Source organism: Micromonospora sp. AMSO31t (assembly GCF_008868175.1).
Lineage (GTDB): Bacteria > Actinomycetota > Actinomycetes > Mycobacteriales > Micromonosporaceae > Micromonospora.
Map to the genome: position 1 here is coordinate 1 of NZ_WBKT01000101.1, position 19,978 is coordinate 19,978.

General features: G+C 73.3%; 21 protein-coding genes. 8 read left to right on the forward strand and 13 right to left on the reverse strand.

The annotated features are described in order from the left end of the window. On the forward strand, positions 1–1,368 hold a 1,368-nt coding region (locus F8274_RS20825; RefSeq protein ID WP_151464054.1), incomplete at its 5' end, for a M1 family metallopeptidase. An 83-nt stretch (positions 1,369–1,451) separates the two neighbouring features. On the opposite strand, the gene F8274_RS20830 is transcribed toward F8274_RS20825, so the two are convergent. Beyond that, a complete protein-coding gene (locus F8274_RS20830) occupies positions 1,452–2,396 on the reverse strand; it encodes a GlxA family transcriptional regulator (RefSeq protein ID WP_151464055.1) in 945 nt (314 codons plus the stop codon). A 105-nt stretch (positions 2,397–2,501) separates the two neighbouring features. Between F8274_RS20830 and F8274_RS20835 the strand changes: the two genes are divergently transcribed. From F8274_RS20835 to F8274_RS20850, 4 genes are all read left to right on the forward strand, one after another. Continuing rightward, positions 2,502–2,930: a DUF6010 family protein gene (locus tag F8274_RS20835; RefSeq protein ID WP_151464056.1), complete on the forward strand. Its 429-nt coding sequence runs from the start codon at positions 2,502–2,504 to the stop codon at positions 2,928–2,930. 91 nt (positions 2,931–3,021) lie between these two features. After that, entirely contained in the window at positions 3,022–3,924 is a 903-nt protein-coding gene (locus F8274_RS20840; RefSeq protein WP_151464057.1) for a helix-turn-helix domain-containing GNAT family N-acetyltransferase, read from the forward strand. Between the two features lie 128 nt (positions 3,925–4,052). Continuing rightward, a complete protein-coding gene (locus F8274_RS20845; RefSeq protein WP_151464058.1) occupies positions 4,053–4,847 on the forward strand; it encodes a trypsin-like serine protease in 795 nt (264 codons plus the stop codon). 127 nt (positions 4,848–4,974) lie between these two features. Next, positions 4,975–6,075, forward strand: a complete 1,101-nt coding sequence (locus F8274_RS20850) for a DNA glycosylase AlkZ-like family protein (RefSeq protein ID WP_225853893.1) — start codon at positions 4,975–4,977, stop codon at positions 6,073–6,075. A 35-nt stretch (positions 6,076–6,110) separates the two neighbouring features. Here F8274_RS20850 and F8274_RS20855 read toward each other — a convergent pair whose 3' ends face one another. The 10 genes from F8274_RS20855 to F8274_RS20900 all read right to left on the reverse strand — a co-directional run bounded on the left by F8274_RS20855 (position 6,111) and on the right by F8274_RS20900 (position 14,725). Then, positions 6,111–6,941, reverse strand: a complete 831-nt coding sequence (locus tag F8274_RS20855) for a class I SAM-dependent methyltransferase (protein ID WP_225853894.1) — start codon at positions 6,939–6,941, stop codon at positions 6,111–6,113. 166 nt (positions 6,942–7,107) lie between these two features. Continuing rightward, positions 7,108–8,511 (reverse strand): Si-specific NAD(P)(+) transhydrogenase, encoded by a 1,404-nt coding sequence (gene sthA, locus F8274_RS20860; protein WP_151464060.1) that lies wholly within the window; start codon positions 8,509–8,511, stop codon positions 7,108–7,110. A 5-nt stretch (positions 8,512–8,516) separates the two neighbouring features. Continuing rightward, positions 8,517–9,002 carry an MmcQ/YjbR family DNA-binding protein gene (locus tag F8274_RS20865; protein ID WP_151464061.1) on the reverse strand — a complete coding sequence of 162 codons (486 nt, stop codon included), beginning with the start codon at positions 9,000–9,002 and terminating at the stop codon, positions 8,517–8,519. Positions 9,003–9,159: 157 nt separating this feature from the next. After that, positions 9,160–10,104 (reverse strand): sugar phosphate isomerase/epimerase, encoded by a 945-nt coding sequence (locus F8274_RS20870; RefSeq protein ID WP_151464062.1) that lies wholly within the window; start codon positions 10,102–10,104, stop codon positions 9,160–9,162. A gap of 124 nt (positions 10,105–10,228) precedes the next feature. Then, positions 10,229–11,074: an MOSC domain-containing protein gene (locus tag F8274_RS20875; RefSeq protein WP_151464063.1), complete on the reverse strand. Its 846-nt coding sequence runs from the start codon at positions 11,072–11,074 to the stop codon at positions 10,229–10,231. Between the two features lie 33 nt (positions 11,075–11,107). Then, on the reverse strand, positions 11,108–12,361 hold the full coding sequence (locus F8274_RS20880) for an RNA polymerase sigma factor (RefSeq protein ID WP_151464064.1): 1,254 nt from the start codon (positions 12,359–12,361) through the stop codon (positions 11,108–11,110). Then, positions 12,361–12,690: a YciI family protein gene (locus F8274_RS20885; protein ID WP_151464065.1), complete on the reverse strand. Its 330-nt coding sequence runs from the start codon at positions 12,688–12,690 to the stop codon at positions 12,361–12,363. Before F8274_RS20885 ends, F8274_RS20880 begins: the two co-directional genes overlap by 1 nt. Before the next feature lie 122 nt (positions 12,691–12,812). After that, complete coding sequence (locus tag F8274_RS20890; RefSeq protein ID WP_151464066.1) at positions 12,813–13,427, reverse strand: hypothetical protein; 615 nt, start codon at positions 13,425–13,427, stop codon at positions 12,813–12,815. A gap of 70 nt (positions 13,428–13,497) precedes the next feature. Next, a complete protein-coding gene (locus F8274_RS20895) occupies positions 13,498–14,232 on the reverse strand; it encodes a hypothetical protein (RefSeq protein ID WP_151464067.1) in 735 nt (244 codons plus the stop codon). Beyond that, positions 14,225–14,725, reverse strand: coding sequence for a SigE family RNA polymerase sigma factor (locus tag F8274_RS20900; protein WP_151464068.1), 501 nt, complete (start codon positions 14,723–14,725; stop codon positions 14,225–14,227). The genes F8274_RS20895 and F8274_RS20900 overlap by 8 nt, the downstream gene beginning before the upstream one ends. Positions 14,726–14,938: 213 nt before the next feature. Here F8274_RS20900 and F8274_RS20905 point away from each other — a divergent pair, with 213 nt between their 5' ends. Then, positions 14,939–18,130, forward strand: a complete 3,192-nt coding sequence (locus tag F8274_RS20905; protein ID WP_151464069.1) for a S8 family serine peptidase — start codon at positions 14,939–14,941, stop codon at positions 18,128–18,130. 126 nt (positions 18,131–18,256) lie between these two features. Beyond that, positions 18,257–18,526, forward strand: a complete 270-nt coding sequence (locus F8274_RS20910; protein ID WP_225853895.1) for a nuclear transport factor 2 family protein — start codon at positions 18,257–18,259, stop codon at positions 18,524–18,526. A gap of 91 nt (positions 18,527–18,617) precedes the next feature. Here F8274_RS20910 and F8274_RS20915 read toward each other — a convergent pair whose 3' ends face one another. Both F8274_RS20915 and F8274_RS20920 read right to left on the reverse strand, forming a co-directional pair. After that, a complete protein-coding gene (locus F8274_RS20915) occupies positions 18,618–19,088 on the reverse strand; it encodes a nitroreductase family deazaflavin-dependent oxidoreductase (RefSeq protein ID WP_151464070.1) in 471 nt (156 codons plus the stop codon). Positions 19,089–19,199: 111 nt separating this feature from the next. Beyond that, on the reverse strand, positions 19,200–19,718 hold the full coding sequence (locus F8274_RS20920; protein WP_151464071.1) for a VOC family protein: 519 nt from the start codon (positions 19,716–19,718) through the stop codon (positions 19,200–19,202). Between the two features lie 90 nt (positions 19,719–19,808). On the opposite strand from F8274_RS20920, the gene F8274_RS20925 reads away from it, so the two are divergent. Continuing rightward, positions 19,809–19,978: helix-turn-helix domain-containing protein (locus F8274_RS20925; RefSeq protein WP_151464072.1), on the forward strand; the 170-nt coding region annotated here is incomplete at its 3' end.

A 19,978-nucleotide genomic window follows, 5' to 3' on the forward strand; every position in this document is an offset into this window, starting at 1 on the left:
ACACCCAGCCCCACCGCCCCCGCCGTGGACTACACCGTCTGGCAGGCCGGGCGCTCGACCCCGGTGGCCGACAAGGTCTACCCCGCGCGGGGCACCGACGCGCTGGACGTCCTGCACTACGACCTGGCGCTGGACTGGGCTCCGTCGACCAGGACCCTCACGGGCACGGCCACCCTGCGGATCCGGCCCACCAAGGACGCTTCCAATCTGGTCCTCGACTTCATGCCGTACCAGGTCGACGGGGTGACGCTGGACGACACGACGGTCACCGGCACCATCGCCAGGGAGAAGCTGACCGTGACCGCGCCGGTGGTCGCCGACAAGCCGGTGACGCTGGTGGTCAAGTACCACGGCAAGCCGAAGACGACGCCGATGCCGTCGCACCGCAAGGACGTGGAGGACCTGGGCCTCACCGTCACCAAGGAGGGCGGCCTCTGGACGATGCAGGAGCCGTTCGGGGCCTTCACCTGGTACCCGGCGAACGACCAGCCGTCCGACGAAGCCCTCTACGACATCCGGGTGACCGTCCCGGCGGGCTGGTCCGCCATCGCCAACGGCACCCCGGCGGGGCAGTCCGGCACCACGTTCACCTACCGCAGCGCCGACCCGGTCGCTACGTACCTGACCACCCTGGCGGTCGGGAAATACCAGAAGCTGACCGCCAAGGGGCCCCGTGGCGTCCCGCTGACCTTCTGGTACCGCAAGGGCGCCGACGACAAGCTGCTGCCGTACCTCAAGAAGTCCCCCCAGTATCTGGCCTGGCTGGAGAAGAAGTTCGGTCCCTACCCGTTCCCGTCCGGTGGCGTCGTGGTGGTGGACTCGGCGTCCGGCATGGAGACCCAGCAGATGATCACGATGGGCCGGAAGATCGAGAACACCAAGGCCCGCCGGGACCGCTGGGGAAGCGACCTGCTGCACGAGTACGCCCACCAGTGGTTCGGTGACTCCGTCACCCCGACCACCTGGACCGACCTGTGGCTGAACGAGGGCTGGGCCCAGTACGCCCAGGACCTTTACACCAAGGACACCCTGCACCTCAGCGACGCCAGCCTGGACCGGTACCTGCGCGACGCCGACGCCGCCTCGCGCAAGAAGCTCGGCCCGCCCGGCAAGCCCAACCCGAAGAACTTCGCTGAGGGCAACGTCTACCTCTGCCCCGAGGCCATGCTCCACGAGATCCACCGGAAGCTGGGTGACAAGGCGTTCTTCGCGTTGGCCCGCGCCTGGGTGCAGGACCAGCGCAACACCCAGCAGGACCGGGCCTCGTTCATCGCCTTCGTCAACAAGCAGACCGGCCGCGACTTCACCAAGCTCATCAACACCTGGCTGGACTCGAAGACCACGCCGAAGGCCATCACCGTCACGTGAGGCAACGCGCCGCAGCGCGCCCCGGCCGGTAGATGCCGGGGCGCGCCGCGGCGGTGTCCGTCGCTGCCGAACGCGTCGCTGCGCTACAGCGGCTGAGACCCGAAGGTGCGCCGGTAGGCCGCCGGGCTGACGCCGACGAGTTCCTTGAACCGGTCGCGGAACGTGGTCGCCGAAGCGAAGCCCGTCGCCTGCCCCACCCGCTCGACGGGCAGGTCGCTGGTCTCCAGCAGGTGTTGCGCCCGGCGTACCCGATGGTGGGTGAGCCACCGCATCGGCGTGGTGCCGGTCTGGGCGCGGAAGCGGCGCAGCAGGGTGCGCACGCTCACGGCGGCCTCGGCGGCCATGTCGTCCAGGTCGATGTCCCGCACGGCGTTGCTGGCCAGCCACTGCAGCAGCGGCGCGAGGGAGCCGCTCGCGGCCGGTGGTTCGTAGGTGATGAACTGCGCCTGGCCGCCGGCGCGTTCCAGCGGCATCACCGAGGCGCGGGCGACATCCGCGGCGACGGCGGCGCCGTGGTCGCGCCGGACCATGTGCAGGCACAGGTCGAGCCCGGCGGCCGCACCCGCCGAGGTCAGCACGTCGCGCTCGTCGACGTAGAGCAGGTTCGGCTCGACGGTGACGGCGGGATGCCGGCGGGCCAGTTCGGCGGCGGCGGCCCAGTGGGTGGTCGCCCGGCGGCCGTCGAGCAGGCCGGCCTCGGCCAGGACGAAGGCGCCCACGCAGATCGACGCCACCCGGGCTCCCCGCGCGGCCGCCGCCCGCAGGGCCTTGAGCAGGGGCGCCGAGGTCGGCGCGGCGAGGTCGGTGAGGCCGGGCACGATCACCGTGTCCGCCTCGATGAGGGAGTCGAGACGCCAGGGCGCCCGCAGCACGAAGGAACCCGCGTCGACCTCGCGGCGCTCGGCGCACACCTTCACCTGGTACGCCGGCGCGCCGTCGGGTAGCCGCGCCCGGCCGAACACCTCGAGCGCGGTCGCCAGGTCGAAGCCGACCACCCCGTCGAACGCCGCCACCGCCACCGTGTGCACCCGTCGACGCTACCCCCGCTCGCCGCGGGTGCCGTGGCGGTGAACCGTTGCCACCTGGCGCTCGCGCCACTGTTGGCCCGGCTGCCCCGGTCGTACGTTTCCTGCATGATCGTGATCGCGCCCGTGCTGATCGGGCTGGCCTACGCCGCGCTGAACTCGTTGATCCCCGCCGCGCACCGCCGACCCTTCAACGCGGTCCTGGTCGCCGGCGCGGGCGCCGCCTACCTCAGCGGCGGGTTCGGGCTCTGGGAGCTGCTGTTCACCGCGGCCATGACGTACGTCGCCTTCCGCGGGCTGCGGTCCTGGCGGTGGATCGGCGTGGCGTGGCTGATGCACACCGTGTCGGACCTGCTGCACCACCGCTACGGCGAACCGATCCTGCCGTTCGCGGCGCACTCCTCGCTGGGCTGCGCGATCTGCGACCCGGTCATCGCCGCGTGGTGCCTCGCCGGCGGGAGGTCCGTACCGGAGCTGTGGCGGCTGTGGACCCACCGGACGGCGGGCGGTCGCACCGCCACGGGCGACGCGGCGTAGAACCGTCGGCGAGGTCGGGGTGCTAGGTGTCGACACCCGCGGGTCCGGGCCCCCTGGCGGGCGGCGGCAAAGCCTGACTAAGGTCAGGCATATGAACTCGGAGCTCATCGCCACCGTGCGGCGGTTCAACCGGACGGTCACCCAACGGGTGGGCGCGCTCGACGACCAGTACATGTCCCGTGACCGGCCGCTCGCCCAGGCGCGGCTGCTGTGGGAGATCGGCCCCGACGGCGCCGAGATCGCGGCGCTGCGGGCCCGGCTCGGCGTGGACTCCGGGTACCTCAGCCGGCTCCTGCGCACCCTGAAGGGCGACGGACTCGTGCGCGTCGGCCCGGCCGACCGGGCCGGCGGCGACGGGAGGGTACGTGTCGCCGCCCTCACCGACGCCGGGCGGTCGGAGTGGGCCGAGCTGGACGAGCGGTCCGACGAGCTGGCCCGGTCCATCCTCGAACCGCTCAGCGACCAGCGCCGCGAGCGCCTGGTCTCGGCGATGGCGGAGGTGCAGCGGCTGCTCGTCAGCTCAATGGTGGTCGTGCGGCCCTGCCCACCCGGAGATCCCCGGGCCCGGGCCTGCGTGCGGGCCTACGCCCACGAGATCGCGCAGCGCTTCGACGGCGGGTTCGACCCGGCCCGGAGCAAGCCGGTCCGCGACGAGGACCTCGTCCCGCCCGCCGGCGTGTTCCTGCTCGCCACCCTCAACGGCGAGCCGGTCGGCTGCGGCGCGATCAAGCTCCACGCCGGCGCGCCCGCGGAGATCAAGCGGGTCTGGGTGTCCGACACCGTCCGGGGGCTGGGGGTCGGCCGGCGCCTGCTGGACCAGCTGGAACGGTACGCCGCCGAGCGCGGCTGGACCGCCGCCCGGCTGGACACCAACCGCAACCTGACCGAGGCGATCGCCCTGTACCGCGCCGCGGGCTACCGGGAGATCGCGCCGTACAACGACGAGCCGTACGCACACCACTGGTTCGAGAAGACCCTGACGCCGGTGACGTGACGGCTGCCCATACCGGCGCGGTACGACCCGAAGAGTATGGCCAGCAAATCCATTGATCTCAATATGCTGTCCGCAGTCTCGAATCAGGTGGGCCCACGAGGCGCACCGGTCCTGATGCGGAGGAATCCATGGTTCGCTGGCGTACCCTCACCGGCCTGTTGGCCACCGCGTTGGCCGCGGTGACCGCGGGCAGCCTCACTCTCGCCACACCCGCCGTCGCCGACCCCACGCCGATCACGCCGAACGTCGTCGGCGGCACCCGCGCCGCACAGGGCGAGTTCCCGTTCATGGTGCGACTCTCGATGGGCTGCGGCGGCGCGCTGTACAGCCCCCGCCTGGTCCTCACCGCCGCGCACTGCGTCGGCCGTACGGGCACCAACACCAGCATCACCGCCACCCTCGGCGTGGTCGACCTGCAGTCGTCCAGCCGGATCCAGGTGCGGTCGAACTACGTCTACCGCGCCCCCGGCTACAACGGCAGCGGCAAGGACTGGGCGCTCATCCGCCTGGCCACCCCGGTCACCGGGCTGAGCACCCTGAAGATCGCCAACACCACGGCCTACGACAACGGCACGTTCACCGTCGCCGGCTGGGGCGCGGCGACCGAAGGCGGCGGGCAGCAGCGCTACCTGCTCAAGGCCACCGTGCCGTTCGTCAGCGACGCCACCTGCAACGCCAACTACGGCGGCGACCTCATCCCCGCCGAGGAGATCTGCGCCGGGTACGCCAGCGGCGGCGTGGACACCTGCCAGGGTGACTCGGGTGGGCCGATGTTCCGCCGCGACGCCTCCAACGCCTGGATCCAGGTCGGCATCGTCAGCTGGGGCAACGGCTGCGCCCGGCCGAACTACCCCGGCGTCTACACCCAGGTCAGCTACTTCTCCTCGGCCATCGCCTCGGCCGCGGCGAGCCTCGGCGGCTGACGAGCACGGACCTGACGGGCGGCCCGGCGTACGACCTGCCGGGCCGCCCTCGCGCGCGCCGCGTCGACGGGCTCAGGTGTGGAGCGGGCCGCCGTCCGAGGTCGTACCCGCCTCCTAGGCTCGGCTGGTGACCGTGCACGAGTTGTCCCGCGGCGACGCTCGACGCCTCGCGGTGCGCGCCCAACTGCTGGACGCCCACCGCCCGAGCGGGATGTTCGACGTCGTCCGCCGGTTGACGCTGCTGCAGAACGACCCGACGGCCGCCGTCGCGCCCAGCGCCGATCTGGTCCTGTGGAGCCGTCTCGGCTCCTCGTACTCGCCGACGCGGCTGCGCGACGCCCTGGACGAGCAGACCCTGCTGGAGCTGCACGGCCTGATCCGCCCGCCGGAGGACCTCGCGCTGCACCGGGCGGAGATGGCCGAGTGGCCCGGCCGTCCGCCGCTGCGCGACTGGCAGGAGGGCCTGCGGGACTGGGTGGACGCCAACCGGGGCTGCCGGCTGGACATCCTCGCGCGGCTCCGCGCCGACGGTCCGCTGCCGGCGCGCGAGCTGCCCGACACGTGCGTGGTCGCCTGGCGCTCCAGCGGCTGGACGAACGACCGCAACGTCCGGAAGATGATCGATTTCCTCGTCCAGCGGGGCGAGGTCGCGGCCGCGGGCCGGCGCGGCCCCGACCGGCTGTGGGACCTCGCCGAACGGGTCTACCCCGACGAGGTGGTGCCCTACGAGGAGGCGCGGCGGATCCGGGACGAGCGGCGGCTGCGCGCGCTCGGCATCGCACGCGCCCGGGCCCCGGAGAGTGCGGGGGAGCCGAACGACGTCGGTTCGGCGGGCGAGCCCGCGGTGGTCGAGGGCGTGAAGGGCCAGTGGCGGGTCGACCCCGAGCTGTTGGATCGGACGTTCACCGGCCGTGCCGCGCTGCTGTCCCCGCTGGACCGGCTCGTCTACGACCGCCGGCGGATGACCGAGCTGTTCGAGTACGACTGCCAGCTGGAGATGTACAAGCCGGCCGCCAAGCGCCGCTGGGGATACTGGGCGCTGCCGATCCTCTACGGTGACCGGCTGGTCGGCAAGCTCGACGCCACCGCCGACCACAGGGCCGGTGTGTTCCGGGTGGACGCGATCCACCAGGACGTGCCGTTCACCAGGGCGATGACGAACGCGGTGCGGCACGAGATCGAGGAGCTGGCGGACTGGCTCCGCCTCACCCTGGCCCTGGCGCCCTGACGCCGCCGGGCTCGTCCGGGGTGGCGCGCCGCGGGTCAGGCCCGGTCGGCGACCATCACCTGGCTGTGGCGCAGCGACCTGGCGCGGACGGGCGGCAGGGCCAGCGCCCGGGCCGTGTCGAGCAGGTTCTCCCCCCGAGTCACCCGGTAGCCGTGCCGGGTGAGCAGGGCGGCCATGGCGGCGGGCGTCCAGGTCGAGCGCCACGGCTCGTTGGCCCAGACGCTCGCCCGGCCGGTGGAGGCGGTCAGCAGCCGAGCGACCGCCCGGCCCAGGGCGGTGGAGACGGCGGGGCTCTGGAAGTTGACGATCAGGCGACTGCCCGGGGCGGAACAGGCGGCGAGCTCAGCGACCGTGGCGGCCACCTCCGCCTTCGTCAGGTAGGGCACGACGCCCTCCCAGAGCCAGGTCGTGGCGAGGTCGGCCCGGTGCCCGTGAGCCGCCAGCGTCTCGGCCAGCCGGTCGCGGCCGAAGTCCACCGGCACGAACGTGGGCGGCGCGCCGGGCAGACCCATGGCACGGTCGCGCTTGTCCTGCTGGGTGGCCGGCTGGTCGGCCTCGAAGACCGTCACCCCGGCGAGTTCCGGCATCCGCCAGGCGCGGCCGTCCAGCCCCGCGCCGAGGATCACCAGCTGCGGAGACGGGTGGGCGCGGATCGCGTCGTCGATGGCGATCGTCCGGGGCGCCATCAGCTCGGCGGCGGCGCGTACGGTCTCGTAGTCGAGCCGCTGCTGCCAACTCTGGGGTGGGACACCGCCGCGGGCCCACTGGACGGCCTCCCGCTCGTCGGGGCGCAGCAGGGGCAGGGCGGTCGGGTCCGCGAAGCGGCCGGGAGCGATGAGCCCGTCCGCGGCGGCGCGACCCTGCACACCAGCACCGCCGTGCGGCTCGCCCGCGGCGTTCTCGACATCGCGTCCTACTCTCCCGCGGGGACGTCGGCTCCTCGGCCGACGGTAACGTCGGGCACGGTCCGGCACCGCTGACATTTGTCACGGGGGAGGGGCCGCGACGGTCGCCCGCCGCCCGGCGGATCCGTCAGCCGTCGATCCGGGTGATGTTGCGGATCTTGTTGGCGGCGTCCAGGGCCGCCACCTTGTACGCCTCGGCCAGCGTCGGGTAGTTGAACACCGCGTCGACCAGGTAGTCGACGGTGCCCCCGCAGCCCATCACCGCCTGCCCGACGTGGACGATCTCGGTGGCCCCGGTCCCGAACACGTGCACCCCGAGCAGCCGCCCGTCGTCCGGCGAGACGAGCAGCTTCAGCATGCCGTACGAGTCACCCACGATCTGGCCGCGGGCCAGCTCGCGGTAGCGGGCGATGCCCACCTCGAACGGGGTCGAGCTGTCGGTCAGCTCGTCCTCGGTCCTCCCCACGAAGCTGATCTCCGGGATCGTGTAGATGCCGATCGGTTGCAGCTCGGGCATGGCACGCACCGGCTCGCCGCAGGCGTGCTGCGCGGCCAGCCGGCCCTGCTCCATGGAGGTGGAGGCCAGCGCCGGAAAGCCGATCACGTCACCGACCGCGTAGATGTTGTCGACCGCCGTGCGGTAGGTCGCGTCGACCTGGATCCGGCCCCGGTGGTCCGCCGCCAGGCCGGCGGCCTCCAGCGCCAGGTCGTCGGTCTGGCCCTGGCGGCCCGCCGAGTACATGACCGTGTCGGCGACGATCTTCTTGCCGCTCTTGAGGATGCACAGCGCGGCGGTCTGGTGCTTCTCCACCGCGGCGACCTCCTCGCCGAAGCGGAACGTCACCGACAGGTCCCGCAGGTGGTACTTGAGGGACTCGACGATCTCCTCGTCGCAGAAGTCGAGCATCCGGTCGCGGCGTTCCACCACCGTCACCTTGGTGCCGAGGGCGGCGAACAGGGACGCGTACTCCATGCCGATCACGCCGGCGCCGACCACGACCATGCTGCGGGGCACGGCCTGGAGATTGATGACCCCGTCGGAGTCCACGATGGTCCGGTCGTCGAAGTCGACGCTGTCGGGGCGGGCCGGCCGCGTGCCGGCGGCGATGACGATCTTGTCGAAGGTGACCCGGGCCTCCCGGCCGGAGCCGCCGTCGACCCACACGGCGTGCGCGTCGGCGAACCGGCCGGTGCCGGTGATCATCGCGACCCGGTTGCGGGCCAACTGGTTGCGGATGACGTCCGTCTGCCGGCTGATCACGTGCTGGGTCCGGGCGGCCAGGTCGCTGACCGTGATCTCGTCCTTGACCCGGTAGCTGCTGCCGTAGAGGTCGCGCTGGCTCAGGCCGGTGAGGTAGAGGACGGCCTCGCGCAGCGTCTTCGACGGGACGGTGCCGGTGTTGATGCACACCCCGCCGATCATGTCGCGGCGGTCGACGATGCCGACCCGCCGGCCGAGTTTGGCCGCGGCGATCGCGGCCTTCTGACCGCTCGGCCCGGAGCCCAGCACCAGCAGGTCGTAGTCGTACACGATCCTCAGCCTGGCAGCATGTCCCGGCGCGCGCCAGAGGTGCCCGACGGCTGTCCCGGGCCCGTCGGTCGGGCCGGCGGCCCGTCCGGCCGGTCGACCAGCGCGGCCAGCTTCTTCGGGGCCAGGACGCAGTAGCTCTCGGTGAGCAGTTCGCCGACCTCGGCCCAGTCGACCCCGTCGTCGACCACCATGCCGACGACGTCGGCGCCCCAGTCGGGCTTGAAGAACGGGCGCCCGCCGGCGAGCAGCCCGGCGATCTCGTCGCCGGGGGAGCGGAACGTGAGCACGCAGATCGGCTCGTCGCTGGCGGCGGCGCGGGCGTAGGCGGCCTGGTGGTCGGGGTCGACGGTGAGCACGTGGGCGAAGGTCCGCTTGCGGATCCGCCACCGGGTGCCCACCCACGCGGGCTCCTCGTAGGCCTCCGGCAGGCCGAGGCAGACAGGCCGGAGCCGAGCGAGGATCTCGGGTGGGACGTCGCCAGGATCGGTCACCCGCCGGACGTTACGCCGCCCCTCCGACAGGTCCGCACGATCGCCGTACCCCGGACCGGCGCGGATGGTGGGTGCCGGACACCGGGCCCGACGATCGGCGGGCTCCCGTCGAACCGGACGTCGGCCCCGGTGTCCGGCGGCACTGCGACCGCCCGGGTCAGAACCGCAGCCTGCGCAGGTAGCGGTAACCGACCTCGGCCGTCTGCTGCGGCGTCACGTCCGGCGTGTCGTTCTCGACGATGTACTCCAGCACCGGGTGCTTCCGGAAGATCCGTCCGAAGTCGATGGTCCCGGTGCCCAGGTCGGCCATGTCGCCGGTGGACCCGTCCCGGTCCTTGACGTGGTACTGCAGGACCTGCTGCGGCGCCGAGCGGATCACGTCCAGCGTGAAGCCCTCGGGATCCGCGACCCCGTCGCCCGAGTTGATGCCGCCGGTGACCGCCCAGTAGAGGTCGACCTCCAGGTGGACGAGCCGGGGGTCGAGTTCCCCGGTCAGCACGTCCCAGGGGCGCCGGCCGTTGCCGAGGTCGATGGTGAACTCGTGGGCGTGGTTGTGGTAGCCGTAGAGCAGGCCGGCCGCCCTCGCCGCGGCCGCCTCGACGTTCATCTGCTCGGCCCAGCGCTTCCAGTCGTCCGCGTTCTCCGAGTACAGGTACGGCACCACCAGGAACCGCTGCCCCAGGGTGACCGCGTTCTCAATCTTCTGAGCCAGCTCGGCCGGACTGGCGCTGATCCCGTCGTGGCTCGAGCTGGCCCGGATGCCGATGCCGTCGAGGAACCGGCGCAGCTGGGCGGCGGTCCGACCGAAGTAGCCGAGCGCCAGCTCCACGCGCGGGTATCCGATCCGGGCGAGGTGGGCGAGGGTGGCGTCGTAGCCGGGCGGGCCCGACAGGGCGTCGCGGACCGTCCACAGCTGGATGCTGATCAGGCCCGGGGGCACGTGGCGCCGCCCGGTGGGGTGGCCGGTTGCCGCCGCGGCCGTCGCGCCGACGCCGGACGATGCGAGCCCGATGCCGGCGAGGGTGGCCAGGGAGCCGCGCAGGAGGCTGCGCCGGTCAACGGAGCGCCGCAGCGCGGCCATTCCGTCGTGTCCGTAACACATCGGCTTCTCCTTCTCGAGGATGACGCGACGCTACAAAAGGCATCTGCCGATGTCCATAGCTTTCATCGATGAGGGAGAGACTTTCCTCCGACAGCGACGAAAGTGGCCCGAGTGGACCGTCCGGTCAGTCCGCGACCTCGACGGTGTCACCGACGCTGACCGTGGCACCGTCGCGGGAAGAGCCGCCCGGTTCGGCCCGCACCACCATCTGCAGACCGAAGAGGAGCTTCTGGCCGACGTTGCGCCGTGCGGCGAGCATCCTCAGCGGCTCCCGCCCCCGCTCCCCGGTCTCCTGGTCGATCGTCGCGACCACACAGCGGTCACACTCGCCAACGCCGTGGAGCACGGCCCCGCCGATCCTGATCCGCCGGCCGACCCACCCGGCCTCGGCCCACGGCGCGGCGCCATCGACCACCAGGTTGGGGCGGAACCGGGTCATCGGCAGCGGCCACTCGGTGCTGCCCGACTCCAGCAGCCAGTCGTTGAACGCGTCGAGGGACGCGGTGCTGGCCAGCAGCAGCGGAGTGCCGTCGGCGAAGCTCAGCTCGGCGCCGGAGCCGGCCGGCACCGGCCAGGGAACGAGGTTGCGGCTGGGGTCACCGAGCCAGACCAGCCGGGCGGCGCGGCCCAACAGCCGGCGGAGCCAGTCGTCCGCCTCGGGGCCGGCGGCGCGTACCGGTGCGGGTGGTCGCGCCGGGAACACCCGGACCTGGATCGTCTCGCCGCCGGTCGGTTCGGCCAGCTCGAGCGGGGTCAGCCCCGGCGCGTCCAGGGTCAGCCCGCCCGGCCGGGAGACCGCTCGCAGCGTCACCAGCTCCCGGTGCTGGCGCTGGGTGAGGCCGACCCCGTGGTCGTCCACGACGAGCCAGCGCCGGTCGCCGTCGAGGCCCCAGGGCTCGACCCGCGCCGTGTCGCGGTCCATCCGGCGGCACCCCTTCACGGGGTACGTGTGGATCGCGGCGACTCGCACCGGGCCAGGATGACACGGCTCGCCGTGACGCCGCTACGGCCGCTCGTCATCGTCGGCGGCACCGGTACCCGTGCCGGCCAGCTGGTCGCGGCGACGGATGAGGTACGCCGTCTCGGCGGTGTTGCCGGCCAGCTCGATGGCCCGGTCGTACGCCGTCCGCGACGCCTCGCTGCGGCCCAACCGGCGCAGCAGGTCGGCGCGGGTGGCGTGGAAGGCGTGGTAGCCCTCCAGCGGCAGACGGTCCACCGCTGCCAGGGCGACCTCCGGGCCGTCGAGTTCGGCGACCGCGATCGCCCGGTTGAGCCGCACGATCGGCGAGGGGTCGAGGCGGAGCAGCTGGTCGTAGAGCGCGACGACCTGCGACCAGTCGGTGTCGCGCACCTCGCGGGCGTCGGTGTGGAGGGCGTTGATCGCGGCGAGGATCTGGTAGCGCCCCGGCGCATGGCCGGTGGCGAGGCGCGCGCGGACCAGGGCGTGGCCCTCGGCGATCAGCTCGCGGTCCCAGGCCCCGCGGTCCTGTTCGGCGAGGGTGACGAGCTCACCGCTCGCGGACACCCGGGCGGCCCGGCGGGCCTCCGTCAGGAGCATCAACGCCAGGAGCCCGGCGACCTCGCCGTCGGCCGGCAGCAGGGCACGGACCAGCCGGGTCAGCCGGATCGCCTCGGCGGTCAGGTCGGCGCGGACCGCCTCCTTCCCGGGGTCCGAGGCCAGGTAGCCCTCGTTGAAGATCAGGTAGAGGACGGCGAGCACCCCGGTGACCCGGGCCGGAACGTCCTCCCGCAGCGGCACGCCGTAGGGGATCCTCGCCGCCTTGATCTTCGCCTTCGCGCGGGTGATCCGCCGGCCCATGGCGGCCTCCTGGACCAGGAACGCGCGGGCGATCTCGGGCACGGTGAGCCCGCCGACCATCCGCAGGGTCAGCGCGATCCGCACCTCCATGGCGAGGGCGGGGTGGCAGCAGGTGAAGACGAGACGGAGCCGGTCGTCGTCGATGGCGCCGAGCGGCTCGGGGGTCGCGGACAGCATCAGCGCCTCCTTGTGCTTCTCGTCGCGCCGGGCCTCCCGCCGGATCCGGTCGATGGCCTTGCGCTGGGCGGTGGTGGTGAGCCACGCGCCGGGACTCGGCGGGACCCCGTCGACCGGCCAGCGCTCGACGGCGGTCGCGAACGCCTCGGCGGCCATCTCCTCGGCGATGTCGAGGTCACCGAGGCGCCTGGCCAGGGTCGCGACCACCCGGGCCCACTCCTCGCGGTGGACCCGGGTGATCACCTCGCCGACGTCGCCCATCAACCCAGGAACGGCCGGAGCTCGACCCTCCGGTTGCAGTGCTCCGACCCCAGGGCGGCGAGCCGGAGCGCCACGTCGAGGTGGGGGGCCTCGATGATCCAGAAGCCGATGATGTGCTCCTTCGACTCCACGTAGGGCCCGTCGGTGAACACCGGCTCCCCGCCCCGGCCGTCGACGACGGTGGCCGAGCCGGGCGCCGCGAGGCCGCCGGCGAAGACCCAGTGGCCGTCGGCCTGGAGCTGCGCGTTGAAGACGTCGATCGCGGCCATCTCCTCCGCGGTGGCGAGCTCGCTCGTGTCGTGGAGCACCGAAATCAGGTACTGCGGCATCGGGTCATCTCCTGTCGTCGTCGGGCTGCCTCGGGCCGCCTCTCACCCCTGCTACGAACGCCGCCGCCCCGATCCGACACGCTCCGCCGAGAATCCTGACGGATGCTGGCCGGCGTTCGGTGTCACGCCGGGGGCGACTCTCCCGCGCTGTTCAACGGAGTGCCGTCCAGCGCCGTGTCCGTCAGGGTCATCCGCAGCCGTACGTTGATCTCGGTCCTGCTGTGCGGCCACCGGGTGAGCTGGAACAGGATGAACCCGCTCCGGTGCTGCCCCCGCACCATCTCACCCATCGGGCGGCTGTCGATCCCCTCGAAGAGCCAGGCGTACACGCCCTGCACGTCGCCCTCCTGCCAGCCCTTCAGATCGGCCGCGTGCGCTCCCAGGGCAAGCTTCTCCGCCAGGTACGGCGGGTCGGCGAAGCTCCGGAAGTCGATGTCGAGGCGATCGAACCGGTGTCCTTCGCCGAACTGCCAGTGGGCGACGACCTGGCTGATGCCCTGCGCCACCGGTCGGGCCTCCAGAATCCACCCGTACTCGTCCATGAACGGGGCGTGCCGCTTCAGCCACGTCCGCTCATCCGCCTGCCGCACCACCCAGGGGAGGGGGATCTCCGCGAATTCGGGCCACTCGACCTCGGGGCAGTCCCAGCCGCCGATCCACGACCGGACCTTCTCCCGGTTGGCAACGAACCTCTCCCTGAGCGCGTCGACGTCCTGTCGCTGCGATCGGCGAAACATCAACCTGCCTCCTCCGCACGCCGCTCCTCTGTAGAGTCTGGCAGCCGCGCGGGACCAACCGCCCCACCGCTCAGCGGGTGGGCGTGATTCCCCCGCCCGACGGCTCGCCGGCGGCGGGGCCGCGATCCTCGAACTCGTAGGTGGTGGTCAGGCCCTCGGGCAGGTCGGGGACCAGGGCGTTGGTGCCGTCCACCGTCTGGACGTAGCGCCGACCCTGGAACAGCGAGTAGGTCCCGTCGGCCTCCTTCTCGATGGTGAAGAGCTGCGTCTGCTGGGCGGGATCGCACTGCCGGCCGCGGACGCTGCCCGGCGCGGCGTCGTGCACGACCGTCATGCAGACCGGGCCGGCGGCGCCCGGCGTGGCCAGCATGATCCGGAACTTTCCCCCCTCGGGGCGCAGGACCCACCGGGCCCGGTCGTCGATGCCCTGCTCGGTCGTGGCCCGCACCCGGTCGCTGTCCCGGTCGACGGCGAGCGCGGCCCCGCCCATGCCGGGCACAACGATCCGGGTCTGCCGCCGGCCGGCGAGGATCTCCTGTTCGGTGGAGGCGGTCCTGGAGGGGGCGACCGACGCCGGTGCCGGGCCGACCGGGCCGACGCCCTCGTCCGGTGTCTCCACCTGGTCCCGCGTCTGCAGCAGGGCGGTGCCGCCGGCCACCACGAGCACGGTCAGCGCCGCACCGGTGGCGGCGGTGCGGCGGCGCCGCCGCTCGCTGCGCCGGCGCAGGGTCGGTGCCGGGGGCAGCGTCGTGACGCGCCGGACTTCGTCGGCGATCGCCCTGAGGTCGTCGTGAGGATCAGCCATGGTGGGTCTCCTCGTGGTGCGTCTCGGTCAGTAGCTCGGCCATCGCTCTCCGGCCTCGGGCGAGGTAGGTCTTGACGGTTCCGACGGGGGCCTGCATCTCGGCTGCGACCTCGGCGACGCTGAGGTCGTTCAGGTGGTAGAGCACGATGGCGCGGCGCTGGTTGGCGCTCAGCCGCTGCAGCGCCTGCAGCAGGGCGACGTGGTCCTCGCTGAGCCCGGGCACGGTCTGGTCGACCGCGGCGCGGCGGTGCGCGCGGATCCGGTTGAACGTCTTGCGCCAGCTGCTCACCGCGATCCGGGAGGCGACCCGGCGGACCCAGGCCTCCGGGCTGTCCGCCTCCCGCACGGTCCGCCAGCGCTGCCAGGCCCGCATGAAAGCCTCGGCGACCGCGTCCTCCGCCTCGCCGCGGTTGCCGGTCAGCATGTAGACGTGACCGACGATCCGCCCCGCGCAGGCCGCGTAGAGGGCGTCGAACTCCTCTGCGTCACCCATCTGACCTGCCCCCGAGCCTCGTACGGTGCTCACCGCGGCATGCAACAGGGGAGGCGGTCGGGGTCGCATCGCGCGGGCCGCAATTGTGACCGCGGTCACAGGGCCGATGACCAACCCGTCGACCCGGCCAGGCGTCATCGTGCCGTCCCGGGAGAGGCCCGTGGCGGAGAGGACGATGTGCGACGACGGCAACGACGCGCCCTGGCAGCCGGAGTGCTCGCGACCGCGCTGGCCGTGGCGGGCCTGACGGCCCCATCCGCGGACGCGCAGGAGAAGCCGGCGCCCCCGGTCCCCGGCACGCCCGGCACCTTCACCCTGATCACCGGCGACCGGGTGTCGCTGGGCGCGGACGGCCACCCGGAGATCCGACGGGCACCGGGGCGGGCCGGCATGCGGTTCGTCAGCAGCCGCGAAGGGGGCCACCAGTACGTCATCCCGGTCGACGCGGTGCCGCTGCTGCACGACGGTCGGCTCGACCGGCGGCTGTTCGACCTCACCACGCTCGGCGGGTTCGGGTACGACGACCGGACGCCGGAGCTGCCGCTGCTCGTCGCGTACCCGGAGAACGCCGCGGCGCAGGCGCGGTCCGCCGCCGTCCGGGGCGCGCGGGTGCACGCGGACCTGCCCGCCGCCCACGCCCTCGCCGTGCGCGCGGACCGCGACGGCCGGGCCGAGCTGTGGTCGTCGCTCACCCGGGGCACCACGGCGGACCGCACACTCGCCGCCGGGGTCACCCGGGTCTGGCTCGACGGCAAGCGCCGGGTCTCCCTGGACCGCAGCGTGCCGCAGATCGGCGCCCCGGCGGCCTGGCAGGCGGGCTTCGACGGCACCGGTGTGACCGTCGGTGTGCTGGACACCGGGATCGACGCCGACCACCCCGACTTCGCCGGGCACCTCGCCGCGGTCCGGGACTTCACCGGCGGCAACGACCCGGACGACACCGTCGGCCACGGCACCCACGTGGCGTCCACCATCGTGGGCAGCGGCGCGGCCTCGGACGGCCGGTACCGCGGCGTGGCGCCGGGCGCGAAGCTCGTCGTCGGCAAGGTGTGCGCGACCAACGAGTGCCAGGACTCGGACGTCATCGCCGGCATGGAGTGGGCCGCCGCGCAGGCCCGGGTGGTCAACCTGAGCCTCGGCGACACCGACAGGCCGGGCCTCGACCCGCTGGAGACCGCCGTCCAGGACCTGAGTCACCGGTACGGCACCCTCTTCGTGGTCGCCGCCGGCAACGAGGGCAAGCCCAAGTCCGTCATGACGCCCGCCTCCGCGGACGACGCCCTCGCCGTGGCCGCCGTCGACGCGGACGACCAGCGTGCCTACTTCTCCGCACGCGGACCCCGCGTCGGCGACAACCACATCAAGCCCGAGATCAGCGCGCCGGGCGTCGACATCGTGGCCGCCGCACCCGGCGGCGGCTACGCCACCATGTCGGGCACGTCGATGGCGACGCCGCACGTGGCGGGCTCGGCCGCGATCCTCGCCGGCCAGCACCCCGACTGGTCCGGCCCGCAGCTCAAGGCCGCCCTCATGGACTCGGCCGAGCCGGCCGGCGAGGACAGCCTCTACGAGCAGGGCGCCGGCCGGCTGGACATCGGCCGCGCGGTCGCCCAGCCGGTCGCCGCCGAGGCCGCCGCGATCGACTTCCCGGTCCAGCGCTGGCCCCACGCCGACGACACCCCCGTCACCCAGGTCGTCGGCTACCGGAACACGGGCACCGCGCCGGTCACCCTGTCCCTGACCGTCGCCCCGGCGCCGGCCGGCATGCTCACCGTCAGCCCGGCCACCCTGGTGGTGCCGGCGGGTGGCCGCGCCCAGGCGACCGTCACCGTGGACACCCGGGTGGACGCGCCCGACGGGCTCTACCAGGGCGCGGTCACCGCGACCGGCGCCGGGGACCTCCGGGTACGGACGCCGTTCGCGCTCAACCGGGAGATCGAGAGCTACGACGTCCGCCTCGACCACACCGGGCGCGACGGCCGACCGGCCACCGAGTACGCCACCGTGGCGGCGAACCTGGCGACCGGCGAGTTCAGCACCCTGGACGGGCAGCCGGGCGGCGGTGTCCTGCGGCTGCCCAAGGGCCGGTACGCGCTGTACAGCACCATCCACGACGGCGCCGCGTCGACCCTGCTCGCCCAGCCCGTCCTCGACGTGCGCGGCCCGGTCACCGAGGCGCTCGACGCCCGCACGGCGCGGCCGGTCTCGCTGACCGTGCCCCAGCGGGACGCCGCACCGCTGTCGATCAACGTGAGCGCGAACTGGAACGACGGCCTCCGCTACCCCGGTGTGCAGCTCAGCGGGGCGTCGTTCGAGGAGGTCTTCTTCGGCCGGATCGGCCCCGCCGTCGCGGCTCCCGAGTTCACCGCCACGCTGGGCGTCGGGCTCGCCCGCCCCGGCCCCGACCGCAGCTTCCGGAACAGCCCCTACACCTACGACCTCGCGTACGTCCGCCAGGGCGACATGTTCACCGGCCTCGCCCGGAAGCTGTCACCGAAGAACCTCGCCACCGTCCGGGCGACCTACCGGAGCCAGTCCACCGCCGCGACAGCCGTCCGCTTCCACCGTGCGGCGTCCCCCGGCGGCGCCGGCCCGATCGGTTCGAACACGTCGTTCGACCTGCCGTTCCGCGCCACCGAGTACTACAACACCGACGGCGGCATCGTCTGGACGTCCACGTTCGTCGAGGGCGACAACCTCACCACGCAGGAGTCCACCTTCACCGCGGGCAGGACATACACCCAGACCTGGAACGCCGCCCCCTTCGGGCCCACGGTGGGCGGCGCCCCGGCCCTGGCCCCGCTCGGGTACGCGGGCCGCGACGGCGACACCATCTCGGTCGCGTCGCCGCCCCTGTTCGGCGACGCGACCGGCCGCCCCGCCAGCCGCGACGACCTGCCGGTCCACCTCCGGCTGTCCCGCAACGGCACGGAGATCGCCACGGCGGACAGCGCGTACGCGGACTTCCCGGTGCCGCCCGGCAAGGCCACCTACCGCCTGGAGGCAACCGTCACCCGCGGCGCGCCGGACACCCTGTCCACCTCGGTCTCCGTGGCCTGGACCTTCACCTCGGCCCACACCGTGAAGCCGGAGCGGCTGCCCCTGACCACGGCCCGGCCGATGCCCGCCCTCGACGACACCAACACGGCCCGGGCCGGCACGACGACGACCCTGCCCGTGGCGCTGGACCGGCTGGCGGGCTCCACGGCCGCTCCCGGCCGGACGCTCGGCGTGTCGGCCTCGTTCGACGACGGCCGGACGTGGGTCGCGTTGCCGGTGCACCGGGGCGCCGCCCTCGTCCGGCACCCGCGGCGGCCCGGCTTCGTCTCGCTGCGCCTCACGGCCACCGACAGCGCCGGCAACACGGTGACCCAGACGATCCAGCGGGCCTACCGGATCGCCTGACTCCGTCCGAGTCCCGGGGCGGCGGCCGTGAAGGCGCCGCCCCGGACCGTGCCTCCGCCGATCAGCCGCATCCCCGAGCGTCCCCGTGAGCGCCGTCCGAGGCCCACCTGGCGTACGGTGACCGCCATGACGGAGGCATCGGCCAGAGCCCATGTCGCCCGCTTCAACACGGCGGTCACCAGCGGTGACTGGGCGCCGTTCGTCGACGCCCTGCATCCCGACGCGGTCATGACCTTCGTCGGGCGGGCCGTCGGATCACAGCGCGGACGCGACGCCATCGCGATCGCCTACGCCGAACACCCGCCCGACGACACCATCCGCGTCAGCGGCATCCGCTCCGAGGCGACCGCGACGTCGTCACCTTCGCCTGGTCGCGCGGCGGCACCGGCACACTGACCCTCCGCTACCGCGGCGGACAGGTCGCCGAGCTGATCGTCCAGTTCGACTGACCTCCGCCGGCATCGGGGGTTGTCGAGCTCAGCGACCCCTACCCGGCGGGACGGGGTTCCAGGACCACCACCGCGGTCTCGGACGGCCGCAGCGCCGCGAACGCGTCGAGCTTCGCGTCGATCTCGCGCCAGCGGGCCCACAGCCGCGACCGCTCATCGCCCGTCGCGGCGCGCCCGCGCACGAGCCGCCGCCCGCCGACCAGGTCGACCGCGGCGTCCGGGTGCGCCTGCAGGTTGAGCCACCAGGCGGGCTCGCCCTCGCCCCAGCCGTTCATCGCCAGCGTGAACAGATTCGGCCCGTCCTCCAGGTACGCGACGATGACGCTGCGCTGCTGCCCGCTGCGCCGCCCTGTCGTGGACAGCCGCAGGGTGCCCCACCGGTCGGCGCGGGGCGGCCAGACGACCCGTCCGCGGAACACCCGGTACAAGCCCCGGTGCACCCTCCAGGCCAGCCGGATGAACCAGCGTGGTGGAAGCTTCGGTTTCCCGGCCCGATCCCCGACCGACATGGCGACCTCCAACGTCGACAACGGCGATGGTACGAACCGGACGCCACCCGCGGCCTCGGGTGGACCGTCAGGTCCGGGTGCCCGGTCGTCCACCGCGCCGGTGTGCCGACGTCAGCCGATCAGCGGGCGGCTGACCGCGCTGTCGGTGCGGCCGCTCAGCTCGCGGTCGAGGGTCTCCTGGGCGTCGCGCATGGCCTCGGCGTACCGCGGTTCGGCGAGCCGCCGCATTCCGACCTCGGGTGCGACCTCCTCGACCACCGCGCTGAGCCACCAGATGTTGCCGAACGGGTCGCGCACCCGGCCGCCCCGCTGGCCGAAGGCATGGGTGGCCGGTGCGGTGACCACGCGGGCTCCCGCGGCGACCGCGCGCTCGGTGGTGGCGTCGGCGTCGGCGACGAAGACCCGCAGCAGCGACGGCATGGCCGGCCAGTCCGGTTGCCGGTCGAAGGCGAGCAGGACGGTGTCGCCGACCCGGATCTCGGCGTGGCCGATCGTCCCGTCCTCCAGCCGGACCCGTCCGAGCTCGACCCCGTCGAACACCGTGGTGACGAAGTCCAGCAACTGCCCGGTGTCCGGCGTGACGATCCACGGCGCGGCGGTCGTGTAGCCGGCGGGTGCGGTGCTGCTCATGGCGCATCTCCTCGTGTCGTGGCGAACCGCGCCCACGGTAGAGGCCGTATAGGTCAGTTTCCGTCCTAGTCGAGCGGCACAATGGCTGCCATGCCCGACGCGCGTGCCCGACTGCTGTCCCTGCTGTCGCTGTTGCAGACCCCTCGGCTGTGGTCGGGAAGCGAGCTGGCGCAGCGGCTCGGGGTGTCCGGCCGCATCGTGCGGCGCGACATCGAGCGGCTGCGGGAGCTGGGCTACCCGGTGCACGCGGAGCAGGGCGG